At 56.8% G+C, this 12806-nt stretch carries 9 protein-coding genes; 7 read left to right on the forward strand and 2 right to left on the reverse strand.

The window, feature by feature from the left end; all coding sequences use genetic code 11:
* Positions 1–2: 2 nt before the first annotated feature.
* The gene (locus RWK44_RS08940) at positions 3–158 is read right to left on the reverse strand and encodes a hypothetical protein (RefSeq protein ID WP_222000751.1); all 156 of its coding nucleotides are present in this window, start codon (positions 156–158) and stop codon (positions 3–5) included.
* A gap of 804 nt (positions 159–962) precedes the next feature.
* On the opposite strand from RWK44_RS08940, the gene RWK44_RS08950 reads away from it, so the two are divergent.
* From RWK44_RS08950 to RWK44_RS08980, 7 genes are all read left to right on the forward strand, one after another.
* Positions 963–1916 carry an NAD-dependent epimerase/dehydratase family protein gene (locus RWK44_RS08950; RefSeq protein WP_131644878.1) on the forward strand — a complete coding sequence of 318 codons (954 nt, stop codon included), beginning with the start codon at positions 963–965 and terminating at the stop codon, positions 1914–1916.
* Positions 1917–1947: 31 nt separating this feature from the next.
* Positions 1948–3168, forward strand: a complete 1221-nt coding sequence (locus RWK44_RS08955) for a glycosyltransferase family 2 protein (protein WP_222000750.1) — start codon at positions 1948–1950, stop codon at positions 3166–3168.
* Positions 3162–6164: a trifunctional glycosyltransferase/class I SAM-dependent methyltransferase/polysaccharide deacetylase gene (locus tag RWK44_RS08960; protein WP_222000749.1), complete on the forward strand. Its 3003-nt coding sequence runs from the start codon at positions 3162–3164 to the stop codon at positions 6162–6164. Before RWK44_RS08955 ends, RWK44_RS08960 begins: the two co-directional genes overlap by 7 nt.
* 7 nt (positions 6165–6171) lie before the next feature.
* The gene (locus RWK44_RS08965; protein ID WP_222000748.1) at positions 6172–7248 is read left to right on the forward strand and encodes a glycosyltransferase family 2 protein; all 1077 of its coding nucleotides are present in this window, start codon (positions 6172–6174) and stop codon (positions 7246–7248) included.
* Positions 7241–8995, forward strand: a complete 1755-nt coding sequence (locus RWK44_RS08970; protein ID WP_131666901.1) for an ABC transporter ATP-binding protein — start codon at positions 7241–7243, stop codon at positions 8993–8995. The genes RWK44_RS08965 and RWK44_RS08970 overlap by 8 nt, the downstream gene beginning before the upstream one ends.
* Positions 8992–10116 (forward strand): glycosyltransferase family 2 protein, encoded by a 1125-nt coding sequence (locus RWK44_RS08975; RefSeq protein ID WP_222000747.1) that lies wholly within the window; start codon positions 8992–8994, stop codon positions 10114–10116. The genes RWK44_RS08970 and RWK44_RS08975 overlap by 4 nt, the downstream gene beginning before the upstream one ends.
* 1316 nt (positions 10117–11432) lie before the next feature.
* Positions 11433–11639: a hypothetical protein gene (locus RWK44_RS08980; protein WP_003542083.1), complete on the forward strand. Its 207-nt coding sequence runs from the start codon at positions 11433–11435 to the stop codon at positions 11637–11639.
* 370 nt (positions 11640–12009) lie between these two features.
* Here RWK44_RS08980 and RWK44_RS08985 read toward each other — a convergent pair.
* A protein-coding gene (locus RWK44_RS08985) for an IS5 family transposase (RefSeq protein WP_376775281.1) occupies positions 12010–12764 on the reverse strand; the annotation gives its coding sequence in 2 pieces (ribosomal slippage) (positions 12010–12428 and positions 12428–12764; 756 coding nt in all).
* Positions 12765–12806 lie beyond the last annotated feature (42 nt).

Raw genomic sequence — 12806 nt, forward strand, 5'->3', positions numbered from 1 at the left:
CGTCAAGGCTTGATGCGCAGCACGAAGCCGGTCAGAAGCGCCAGAACGGCCACGGTGGAACCGGGCTGGCGGTCCCGAGAAACCAGGTGCCGCCGCCCAGTGCCAGAAGCCTGTGCGGTCACCAGCAACAGCCGAGCGGCACCACGAAGGCGTGACATTCCATGTATCTGCGTATGGCCGACTAGATTTTTTAGGATCTCCTAAACAATTGCCACACCTTATGGGCGATGCGCGCGTATCGGCCCGAAAATCGGAATCTATGCTCAAGAAAAATGAGGTAGATCCAATGTGTTAAAGCGTTGTCCAGGCGCTTGAAAAGACGACGACGATCGTTTCTGCGCGCGGAAAATTCAGACCAAAGTCCGATCCAACCCCGGACTTCGTGCCCATACCAAACGTTCAATCGCTGTAATAACAATAATATATCTTGAAGTAATGAGGCGCGTTGATGTGAGAAGCGTATCAATTTCTGGCAGAGCCGGCTTCATTGGATCGCCTGTGACCGACTTCTACTTAGGAAGCGCTGTCCGGAAACTGGTTGTTGTTGACAATGTTTACACTGGACCTTTCGAAAATATAGCACATCAAGGATCCCGGTTGCCGCCGAGCGACCTGCTTGTCGATGAGCAACCTCAGCTCTGTATCCGGAACGCGTCGGATAGGTTCTCGAAACCATGCGGTTTCCTTCGATCGTACCCGCAGATGGGGCGGACTTCTCATGGCACGGATAGTCGAGATAGGGCAGGTCGTGATGATCGCGCAACGCTCATCTGTAGTATCCGGTCCGGTGCGGTCGCTCGTTATCGAGCGCGGCATCGGCAGCGACAATCACCTTAAAGTAGGTACATTTAACGATTAACATTAATGAGTGAGTATTTCTTAGAACTCCTCTAAATAATTGCCATGCATTACAGGCGATGCTAATAAACAGGCACATTTCTCAAGTCACGAGGCGCAATGCAATGAAAAGCGTATTGATTTCTGGCGGGGCTGGCTTCATCGGATCCCACTTGTGTGATCGACTTTTGCTGAGGACGGACATTCAGAAGCTGGTCGTTGTTGACAACCTCTGGACCGGGCTTTTCGAAAATATCGCGCACATCAGAGACCCCCGTTTCCATTTCGTGAAATCCGACGTCGAGACGCTGCAGACGTCGGATAAATTCGACGAAATCTATCACCTTGCATCCCCCGCATCGCCGCCGTGGTACATGAAGGAGCCGAAGAGGACGATTTCCGCCAATCTTCTCGGGGCGTTCCGGTTGCTCGACTTACTGAAGAAGGGTGGACGTTTCGGTTTCACCTCTTCTTCCGAAGTCTATGGCGATCCTCTGGTGTCGCCGCAGCCGGAATCCTATAAGGGCCAGGTCGACTGCACCGGACCTCGCTCATCCTACGACGAGAGCAAACGATGCACGGAGTCGCTGCTGTTCGAGATGCAGCGTACCCAGGGGCTCGACGTCAAGATCGTTCGCCCCTTCAACATCTATGGCCCGCGGACACGGTCCGACGATGGCCGCGCAGTCTCCAACTTCATCACCCAGGCGCTTTCGGGCCGGCCGATTACCGTGTTCGGCGACGGCCTTCAGTCTCGCAGCTGGGGCTATGTCGATGACGTTGTCGATGGTTTCGCGCGATATTTCTGGATGAATGAAACCGACTATAAGGGGCCTCTGAACGTCGGCAATGATCGCGAGATTTCGGTTCTCGAAGTCGCGCAATATGTCTCCAGACTTGTTGGCGGCGTGCCGATCGTCTTCGAACCGTCACCGCCGCAGGACCCCACGAACAGACGGCCGGATTTGACCAATGCGCACTATGTCATGCCCGAGTGGTCGTGCAAAATCACCTACGAACAGGGCGTGGCGATGACTCTCGACTGGTTCAGGGACCAAATGAGGCACGCCGCGGAATAAACCATGTCGGCTTTCGAGACTCGCGTCTTGGATGCGCGCGGCGTATGTTCACGGTGCGATTGAGAGAGTGATGATGCGAGAAGCAATTCCGTCCGATCTGAAGGATATGAGTTTTCCCGTACCGATTCACTATCTCGATCTCGCCTCCTCTCGTCTCGATGCCGTTTCGCCCCCGATCTCCGATGGGCTCGTGGTCTTTCTGTCGGATGGTCTTCCCGTCGGACAGACCTATATCGAAAGGCCAGAGACGGCTGCCGCACTCGCCGAGCGTATCGTGCGGCCCGAGACCCTCGAGCATGCGCGTCATGTCACACAAACCCCGGTGCGCAACCGCGATGTCAGCATTCTGATTTGCACCAAGGACCGGCCGGAGGAGCTACGTCGGTGCTTGGCCTCGATCCCCAAACAGTCGCTCGGCCCCATCGAGATCATCGTGGTGGATAACGCCTCCGCCGGTGATGCGACACGTCGTGTGGTGGAGGAATCGGGCGCAACCTATGTCCGTGAAGATCGGGTCGGGCTGGATTATGCGCGCAACGCTGCGGTTCGTGCGGCGAGAACCGAATTCGTCGCGTTTACGGACGATGACGTCGTCCTCCACGAGCGCTGGCTGGAAAACCTGATGAAGGGGTTCGATCTGCCGGAGATCGCCTGCGTAACCGGGTTGGTTCTTCCCGGAGAACTTGCAACGCCCGCACAATTTATCTTCGAAAAGCATTGGAGCTTTGGCAGGGGTTATCTGCGGCAGGATTTCGATCAGGATTTCTATGGCCTACACAGGCGTTACGGCGCTCCGGTCTGGACGATCGGAGCCGGCGCAAGTCAGGCCTTCCGACGCAAGGTCTTCGAGGAGATCGGCCTGTTCGATGTCCGCCTGGATATGGGCGCGGCCGGATGCTCGGGCGATTCCGAATACTGGAACCGGCTTCTCCATCATGGCCATGTCTGCCGCTACGAGCCGACAGCTGTATCCTGGCATTTTCATCGCAAGGATATGAAAGGGCTCGCCAAACAGATCTACCAATATATGAGCGGCCATATCGCGGCGCTGCTCGTCCAGTATCAGAATACCGGAAACGGCGGCAACCTCAGGCGCATCCTCATCTCCTTTCCGAAATATTATGCCGGACGGCTCCGCAAACGCCTGCGCAAAGGCGCGACGTCGCATGACTTCTTCTTGAAGCAGGAAATGCTCGGAAGCGTAAACGGCGCTCTATACGTTCTGCGGCGATGGAAGAGGCCCGCATGGTAATCGCCGCGACGCCTGACATTTCATTCCTTATCCCCGCCTACAATGCAGCCGATACGCTTGCCGAATGCCTTGCCAGCCTGCAGCAGCAGACGCGATCGAACTGGCAGGCGGTCGTGGTCGATGACGGTTCGACCGACCGCACCTGGGAGGTGCTTGAGGGCATAGCAAGAACGGATAGCCGTATTCGCCTCGCCCGTCAGCCGAATGCCGGCGCCGCCGCGGCGCGAAACCACGCTGCACGCCTTGCGGTCGCTCCCCTGCTCTGCATGCTGGATGCCGACGACTGGCTGGATCCGACCTTCATCGAAAACATGCAGCCGGTGGCAGAGGATGCATCTCCACCTGTTCTCGCCTATTGCGATTATCGTCGCGTTGCTCCGGGCGGCCGGCTGCTGCGGGTAGAACAGGCTCCCATCTTGACGGGAGATGCCGCCAAGCGCGAATTCTCCTCCTTCTGCGCCCTTGCCATCCATACGGTCGTCTTTCCCAAAAGCCTTTTCGAGCTTTTGGAAGGCATGGATGAAACCTTGCAGACCGGCGAGGAATGGGATCTCTGGCTCCGCATGGCCTTTGCAGGCGCCGAATTTTGCCATGTGGACAAGTGCCTCGCATTCTATCGCATGAAGGCCGGTTCGCTGTCCGGCGATCCGGTCAAACTGGTGCGCGACGCGGTTCGCGTGACGACGAAAGCGCAGGCGCTGCAGATGCAGGAGGGCTTGTCGGCCGGGGGGCCGGAGACAGGTTGGATCACGCCTCCCGTCAGCCAACTGCGCATGCTCGCCTGGGTCGTCGCGGCCAAGCTCGATCCGGCTTTGGATATTGCAGCTCTTGCAGCGCTTCTGCCTGACATACCGGACGCCGCGGGTTATGAAAACCTTTTTGCCGGCGTAATCCTCCATGGCCTGCAGACAGGGCTCTTTATCGATCGGGCAGACGGTCTCATCGATGTTCTCGATAAATGGCGACCGACGTTCCTTTCGCTCATCCAGCTGATTCAGAATCATTCCATGCCTGGCGCTGGGCGCAAGATCATTGACGCCGTTTCTTGGCACATATCCGCCGCAAACCCTTTGCGGTCATTCACGCTTGGCAATGTCCAGGTGGTCAGTGTCGCGCTCGAAACGCTTTCGCGAATCCCCAAGGCCGAACCATCAGACACGCTCGTCATGCACGCCATGTCCGGCGGACAACATGTCGGCTCCTTTGTCGGGCCATTCTGGGGCGATCTTTCGATCCGGGCGCAGATCAGGCTGATCATGCATGAGATGCAGGCAGACGAGCATCTGCAAACGCCCCACGCACTCGCCTATGCCAGCTCCTGGACAAGGGAGGCATTGCGCGGCTACAGGACCTTCGGCGGACTGATCATCAAAAGCGGCCGGCGGCGAGGGCGTCTCGAAAGGTTTTTGGTGCGTGTCGGACGCAATGCCCTCCTTGCCACAGCGTCCGGCGACAAACAGGACAATGACGCCCGGATTTCCGAAATCCTGCGGGATTTCGAACATCGACTGGCACCGCCGTTTCGAAATTCTCCCGAGCCAAGGTCGGAGAAAAGAAAACAGACTGCTCCCACTCAGTCGGAAGAGGAATACTGGGAGCATATGTTCGAACGCCCGGATCCGTGGAATTACATCTCGGTCTACGAGCAAGTCAAATATGCGCAGACGTTGAGCCTGATCCCGGAAGGGATCGAAAAGGCCCTCGAACTCGCCTGCGCCGAAGGAATCTTTACTGAGAAGCTGGCGCCAAAGGTCGGTCGGCTGACGGCCACCGATATTTCCCAGCGCGCGATCGACAGGGCGATCAAGCGGTGCCGCGACCATGGTAACGTCGAGCTTCGTGTTCTCGATTTCGTCAAAAGCGATGTTCCGCCCGAGCAGGATCTCGTTATCTGTTCCGAAGTCCTCTACTATATGAAGGATGAGGAGATGCTTGCGGCCGTCTGCCGGAAGATGGCCGCAGCAGTGAAGCCGGACGGCTACCTAATCACTGCCCACGCGCATATCCGCCAGGACGAACCCGGCCGAACCGGTTTCGATTGGGGCCATCCTTTCGGTGTCGAGACGATAAAACGGGTTTTTGCCGCGCAGGCCGGCCTCGCCTTGGAAGAGACGATCGACACCGAGCTTTACGCCATCCACCGATTCAGGAAAGGTGCCGTGGCCGATCCCGCCCTGCGGATCGAAGCGCACGGAGCCCCATTGGATACGGATGTGGCAAAGCACATTATCTGCGGACCGGCGGGCATCGCGCGCGAGGCGGCATGGAAGACGGAGGTGACCACCTCGGTTCCCATTCTGATGTATCACAGGATCGCAGAAGACGGCCCCGCTGCACTCCGGCGCTTCCGCACGCCGCCGGAGATTTTCCGCAAGCAGATGCAGTTCCTGAGGCGACAGGGCTATTACAGCGTGACCGCGCAGAACCTGGCAAATCTTCTGCGCAGCGGCAAGCCGATCCAGGGCCGGCCTGTGATGCTGAGTTTCGACGACGCCTATCTGGATTTCCAGACGAACGCCTACCCGATCCTTGCCGAGAATGATTTCAGCGCCGACGTGTTCGTCGTGACCGATAAGGTCGGCGGTCGGTCAGATTGGGATTCCGCCCATGGAGAACCTGCACCGCTGATGTCGTGGTCGCAAATTCAGGAATTGCACCAAAAGGGCATCAGCTTCGGCTCCCACCTCGCATCCCACACACCAGCCAGTGCGATTGATAACGAAGCCCTGCTGGCCGAAGCCATATTATCGCGCGACGCGCTGCAGAGCCGGCTGGGCGCCCCGGTGGAATCGATCGCACTTCCTTATGGCGGGACAGACTTCAGGGTCCCAGGCATTCTGGCGCTTGCCGGCTATAGCGTCGGCTTCACGACCCGGCCGGCGAAGGCTACCTTCTCCGATAATTTCTTCGCTCTGCCGCGCTTCGAGGTGCGCGGGGATCGCCCGCTTGAAGCCTTCCCTGAACTCATCGGCCTGCCGGGAGCCTTTATCGGATGACAAAGCCATGACTGCCGCAGCATCCCCCTTGGTCACCATCGTCATACCGGCTTACAATGCCGAGAAGACGCTTGTCGAAACATTGCGAAGCGTCTCTGCCCAGTCCTACGACAAGCTCGAAATCCTGGTGGTCGACGACGGATCGCGGGACGGCACCTTCGATCTTGCGCGCGACTATGGCTTGACCGATCGCCGTGTCCGTGTTCTCCGCCAGGACAATGGTGGGGTTGCGCGGGCGCGCAACCACGGCATCAAAGAGGCGCGCGGCTTCTATATAGCCCCTGTCGATGCCGATGACGTGTGGCATCCCAGCAAGATCGAGCTCCAGCTTGAGGCAGTGCTGAAATTTCCCCACGGAAACGGAGTTGCCTACAATTGGTATGCGGCGATCGACGAAAACGGCATCATTTTCGGCCATTCGCGCCCGGTCCTGCATCAAGGAAACATCTTCGAACCGCTGTTGCGGGAAAATTTCATCGGCAATGGCAGCACGCCCTTGATGCCGCGGGCGGAGATTCTTCGCTGCGGCGGCTATGACGCCGGCCTGCGCGACAACGGCGCCGAGGGGTGTGAGGATCTGAAACTTTATCTGGCGCTCGCCGAAACGCTGCCCTTCGCGCTGGTACCCGATTTTCTGACCGGCTATCGTTTCACCAAGGGCAACATGTCCAGCAATGCCTATCGGATGCTGAAGTCCCACGCCTTGGTGATGGCGCCGATCATCGCCCGCTATCCACATTTTGAGCGTGATATCCGGACCGCCGAATTCAACACCGCCTCCTGGTATTTCAAAAAGGCGTTTCTCGACGACGATTATGCGCAGCTCAAAAAGCTGGCGCCGATGATGGTGAGCAAATACCCCTCACGCCTTATCGTCCATGGCATGCAGCAGGGATGGCGGCAGGTAAAACGCCACGGCATACGGATAGCGAGGCGCGCCCTGGGCAAGCCTCCGGCCCGACCCAAAACCCGCTTCGCCGCGGTCATCCCGCAAGCCGGAACAGCTTTCCGCGATCGATACGCCGGCATGCCGGCCAGGGAAGCGCCCAGCCCCATCGCTCAGCGGGTGGCCGACAATGAATAGGTTTCGAAAACCTGCATCCGCCAAGCCGGCCACCGCCTACAACCTGATCGTGGCAGCTCGGTTCCGCGAGCTTCGGCAACTCGTGCCGGCGCTGCGGTTCAAGATGACGGTGATGATCGTCCTCGGAATTCTCACCGGCCTTTCGGAAATGATCGGGATAACCCTTCTGGTCAGCCTGGTCTTTCTTCTCGGGCAGCAAGGCCCGGTTTCCGGCTCCGCCATTGCATGGCTCCCGGCGTTTTTCGGCAACATCGACCTCAGCCTTTCCAAGCCTGTCCTGATCGGCATTCTCATCGGCTCCATCCTCCTGCGGATTTTTCTGGGATGCGCCAACTCGCTCATCTCGAGCGCGATCAATCATCGGATTAGCGACAGGATGCGGGATCGCCTCTACGCTAAGGTCCTGGCTATTCCTTTCCAGCGATTTCAGGACTATGAGCGGAGCGACCTGATCAACGTCATCGCCACGGAATCCTATGCGGTCTCTTCGGCGCATGCCAGCCTGGTGCGGTTGGGGGTTAATTTCGGCACGATCGTGATCTTCGGCGTCGGCATGGTGGTCATGGCCTGGCCGATCGCTTTGCTCGGGCTCATCTTCGGCGTCCTCCATAATTTCGCATTAGGCTTCTTTGCCGGCGCCTACCGGCGCGTGGGAGCCTCGGCGGTGGCGGCAGTGGAGGCATTGACGCAACTGAGCTGGACAACGCTGCAAACTGCCAAGGCCGTCAAAAGCTTCGGCCTCGAGAAGCGCCACCAGCAGCTCTTCGCGGCGCTTTCCAGGGAGGTCGGCCAGACTTGGCGCCGGTCGGACTGGATGGGCGCGACGACGTCGCTTGTGAGCGAAATCCTGACGTTCGGTGTCATCCTGACGATCATTCTATCCTCGGAATTCCTGCCGGTGGATTTCAAGGCGGCGCTCTCGGCCACGATCCTTCTCTACAGGCTGCAGCCGCATATCAAAGGATTCGATTCCCAGATTCTGAGTCTTTACGAGATGGAAGCGTCCCTGCAAAACGTCCTGGCGCTGCTTGCGGAGAAGGATGACATCAAACTGACCTCGCAAGGAGAGCCGGTCACCCGCCTGGCGGAGGCGATTGTCTTCCACAACGTCTCGTTCGCCTATGAGCGGTCGAACGCCCCGGCTGTTGACGATCTCAGCTTCTCGATCAGGGCAGGCGAAACGACGGCTCTGACGGGGCCGAGCGGCTCCGGCAAAACCACAATCCTCAACATGATACTCGATCTCAATCCGCCGACCCAAGGCATGATCACCGTTGATGGCAGGGACCTCGCAACCATTGACCGTTCCAGCTGGCTGGAGCTGCTCTCCGTGTCGGGTCAGGACGTTGAACTGATGGAGGGCACAGTCCTCGACAACATCCGGTTTCGTCGCGATATCTCGGAGCAGGATATCCGCTGGGCGGCCGACGTGGCCTGCGCAACGGAGTTCATCAACGATCTGCCGTATGGCTTCGATGAATGGCTGGGCGACGAGGCGATCCGGCTTTCGGGCGGACAAAGGCAACGCATAGGCCTGGCGCGCGCGCTCGCCGGCCGGCCTCAGATCCTGCTGTTGGACGAAGCGACGAGCGCGCTCGACGAAGATACCGAGATGCGGGTGTTTTCGGCGATGAAAGAAGACGCCGGCAGAACGCTCATCGTCGTTAGCCATCGGCCCGCTGTGGCCAGGCTGATGAAGAATCGGATCGATCTCCGCCCCCCCGCTCCCACGTCGAAGCTCGGGTGACGGAGATGGATATGTCAACGATGTCCGGGATTTGGGTGGCCGTCGTGATCCCCGCCTATAACGCCAGAGACTACCTTGCCCAGACGCTCCAGTCTGTCATCGACCAGACCCACAAGGCGCTGGAGATCGTCATCGTCGACGACGGCTCGACGGACGACACAGCCTCGATCTGTCGCCATTTTGCCGCGAGTGATCCAAGGATCCGGATTGTCTCGACTGAAAACCGTGGCGTCGCCGCGGCTCGCAACACTGGGATTGAAGCATCGAAATCCGACTATATCGCCTTCCTCGATGCCGACGACCTGTGGCATCCGACCTATATCGAAAGAATGCTTTCGGCTCTCCATCCCCTGCCGAACACCTGGGGCGCGGTCTATGCTCTTCACCGTCTCATCGATCCCGAGGGATATTGCATGAGATCCGGTTCGTCACTGAACGCCAGGGACACCATTTTCACCCGTCATCTCGTATTCCGCTTCGTCGGCAATGGCAGCGGCTTCATGGTTCGCCGCGCAGTCATTGAGAAGATCGGTGGCTACGATCCAAGTTATGCCAGGCAGGGTATCGGAGGATGCGAGGATTTCGACTTCGAACTTCGTACAGCTGAGCATTTCAAGATCGAGACGGTGCCGTTGGGTCTAGTGGGATATCGTGTTCATTCAGCAGCCATGTCTTCCGACAGGTCGCAAATGGCGCTATCGCTTCTGGCTGTGACGGAGCAATGTATCGCCCGCAATCCACAGCTTCCAACTTTTGTCGTCAATTGCGCCCGCGCGTCGGCGAATCTTTATGCATTTTCAAAATTTGCCGCATTGAAAGATTGGCGCCGCGCCGCGACCTCACTCAAGCACATTTATCATCATAGCCCAATGCTTGCTTCCGGCATCCTGTTCAAATTGATCCTTTCAAAAGCCGACAGAGCCGCACGCAGGACATTGTTCAAAGCCTGGCCAGTCAAGGAACAAAAGGGAAAGAATTTCAGGAAATTCGAAGAGATAGACCCACTTGTCCCATTGGTTGGCGGTTGGACACGCTTCAGGACGAAGGCATTGTTAAGGCACTTGTCGGAGATCGATCGGTCCGGCCAATGCTCTGCGGCGGCCTCGTCGCAGGAGGCTTGATGCCTGCCGACTACACATCTGTTGGTGGCGCCAGCGCCGGCGGCAGTTTTTCGCCCGGCTGCTCAAAAATCTAAAGGTTTAACAACCCATCACTTCAAACAGCGTGGCGACTACCTCGCCACCTTCTATTACGAATTTGATAATTAATCAGAATAGTAATAGCAAATAAGAGAACAAGATATAAAAAAAGCAATTACCCCAATAATGATCTGTGACAATACAGAGTTTTACTGTAATCATCCTTATGCACGTGCAAGCATTCTTAGCAGAGGACCCGTCACCCACCCCGGCGGGTCCTCGACTTTGCTTTTTTGGCTGATTGCCACAAATGCGACAGCCGTTATCGCTGCATCGGCATAAATAGATTTCACCGCGGATGGCGATACTATCGCTGTTGAGTTCGGTTTGATCAGAAAATCCCCCGTCATCGGCAAGTGAAGAGCAAAATTCGGGTTCTATTCCGTCAATATTTCGACCATCGCCTCAATTCACCTCGGTGATGCTTCCGGATCCGCAATGAAATTGCGGAGGCAGAAAGATCATCATCAATTCGAGATTACTATCCGATAGAATTTCATAAGCATCACTGCCGCAATTAAGAACAACAAATCAAATGATTACCATCATGTATAAACTTAATCGTCTTACAATTGATTTTTAAATACAACCATTGTCTGAAATTAATAATTTTACCTTTTGATAAATTTTATCCTGATGAACTCAATTATCGATTTCATTTATTGTGAATACACTTTAAAGGAGCATAAGCATTACCTTCGACTTGGGAACAGAAGATCTACCGAAAGCTACTTCTGCCGCCGGGCTCTCAACAACCCCGGCAAATGCCTGCATCATCGGTGAGATTGGTCACCGCCGATGGCCCAACAATCCTGGGACGGTCGCGAGGAGAAAAGTTGCCGATGCAAAACACGACCGCTGGACTGAAGTGTAATATATTGATAAATAAAGAGTATCTCTTATCTGCCTGCGACCTGCACCGAACAGGTCGGCCAACAGCATTCGGTCTGGATTTTCAAAAGTCGACATATGAGCCTGGGCTCGCAATTGAAATACCGGCACAAAACTCAACGACCTAAGACATTCCTGTCCTCTTTGACGAGCCTCCCGATACGACACAAGCGATTGCTCGCGGCGCAGTTGACATGTCCTGATTCAACACGCGGGCGGCCTGTAAGATGGCTGACCTGTGTCGAAATGGTCGCACCTCCCAAACGAATTAACCCTTCATAAAGCATTTGCTTGCTCAACTTATAATTTGTGTCATGGTCACTGTAAGTAGTGAGGGAGCCGACCTGATGAGTGATATAGCATCGCAGATTCCGGAATTTGGTTACGATGAGCGCGTGATGATCTGCCGGAAGCAGATCGAGAAGGCGGTCTATCAGTTCATTGCAAATACGAAGGTCGAGGGATGCGATCCGGCGGAAGTCGCAATGGCCATCGCAGACATTGCCGACGATTACATTCTGTTGCTGGCCCAGAAGCGCAACCTGACCCATTGAGATGAAGGGTCGGTCGTTGATCGGCTGGTCGTGCAGAAGACATTGAGTGCGAAATCGCGCCGCCTCCCTGCCCGGAGGCAACGTCAGCGAAGCCGCTTACCTCTCGCTTGAAACCATCCGTGAGACGAATAGCTTCCGAATAAGCGCCAGCGGCCGGAAACGAGCCGGGCTTCCCTAACCGACAATTGACCCGAAGCGCTTGAAGCATGGGCACATACCAAGCGTCCGTTTCCGCGCGCTTGCGCCCAAGCACACGCAATAACCCCGAAAATCGAAGCTCGCTTTCGGGGTTATGCGCGCGTTTGAAGTGATGGAGCGTTCTCGTCGCGTCTGACCGGACGCGCCGTACTAGGCCGTAGTGACGATTTAACTATTTGAGCCAGATAGCGATAGCGGCGAGTTTAACGAAGCCCATGAAGTTTGCGAGCAGCTTGTCATATCGGGTTGCGACGCGTCTGAACTGTTTGAGCTTGCTGAAGAAGCGTTCGATACGGTTTCGCTCCTTGTAGAGATCGGCGTCATAGGGGCGCTGGAGCTTGCGGTTGCGTTTCGGCGGGATGACGACGTCAGCACCGGTTTCAGTGATCTTGTCGCACAAATGATCGGCATCATAGCCTTTGTCGGCAATCGTAGCGGCAGCCTGGATGCCATCGACGAGATCGTGAGCAAAGGCGATGTCGTTACGCTGTCCGGGAGATGCGATCAGACGAACCGGAAGCCCGAGTGCCTCCGTTGCAGCATGGATTTTGGTGCTTAATCCGCCCCGAGACCGGCCCTGGGCATCCGCCCCCCTTTGATCTTACGCGCCCCTGCCGCATGCTGGTGTGCCCGCACGATGGTGCTGTCGATCATCAGCCATTCCAGGTCTGCTTCTCGGGCAAGCATCGCCAGCATCTCATCGAGCACACCCATTTCGATCCAGCGGTAGTAACGCCGTTTCACCGAGCGGTAGTCGCCCAGTCGCTCGGGCAGGTCGCGCCAGCGGCTGCCGGAACGGACCATCCACAACAGCGCGTCCAGAAACAATCGATTGTTCGTGCGCGGACCGCGTTTACCCTTGGTCCCTCCCGGCACAAAACCTCTGATCCGTTCCCATTGATCATCCCGAAGGGCATCGCAATCCATCACTGACCTCCAAAAGTCAGCGTTGAATCTGATTTGCTTGCC

Origin of the sequence: Rhizobium sp. 25PS6 (genome assembly GCF_032464655.1) — a bacterium.
GTDB lineage: Bacteria > Pseudomonadota > Alphaproteobacteria > Rhizobiales > Rhizobiaceae > Rhizobium > Rhizobium laguerreae.

Excerpts from the sequence above, each read along its gene's own strand:
- RWK44_RS08940 (WP_222000751.1), bottom strand. The coding sequence starts at position 158 with ATGTCACGCCTTCGTGGTGCCGCTCGGCTGTTGCTGGTGACCGCACAG.
- RWK44_RS08950 (WP_131644878.1), top strand. The coding sequence starts at position 963 with ATGAAAAGCGTATTGATTTCTGGCGGGGCTGGCTTCATCGGATCCCAC.
- RWK44_RS08955 (WP_222000750.1), top strand. The coding sequence starts at position 1,948 with ATGCGCGCGGCGTATGTTCACGGTGCGATTGAGAGAGTGATGATGCGA.
- RWK44_RS08960 (WP_222000749.1), top strand. The coding sequence starts at position 3,162 with ATGGTAATCGCCGCGACGCCTGACATTTCATTCCTTATCCCCGCCTAC.
- RWK44_RS08965 (WP_222000748.1), top strand. The coding sequence starts at position 6,172 with ATGACTGCCGCAGCATCCCCCTTGGTCACCATCGTCATACCGGCTTAC.
- RWK44_RS08970 (WP_131666901.1), top strand. The coding sequence starts at position 7,241 with ATGAATAGGTTTCGAAAACCTGCATCCGCCAAGCCGGCCACCGCCTAC.
- RWK44_RS08980 (WP_003542083.1), top strand. The coding sequence starts at position 11,433 with ATGAGTGATATAGCATCGCAGATTCCGGAATTTGGTTACGATGAGCGC.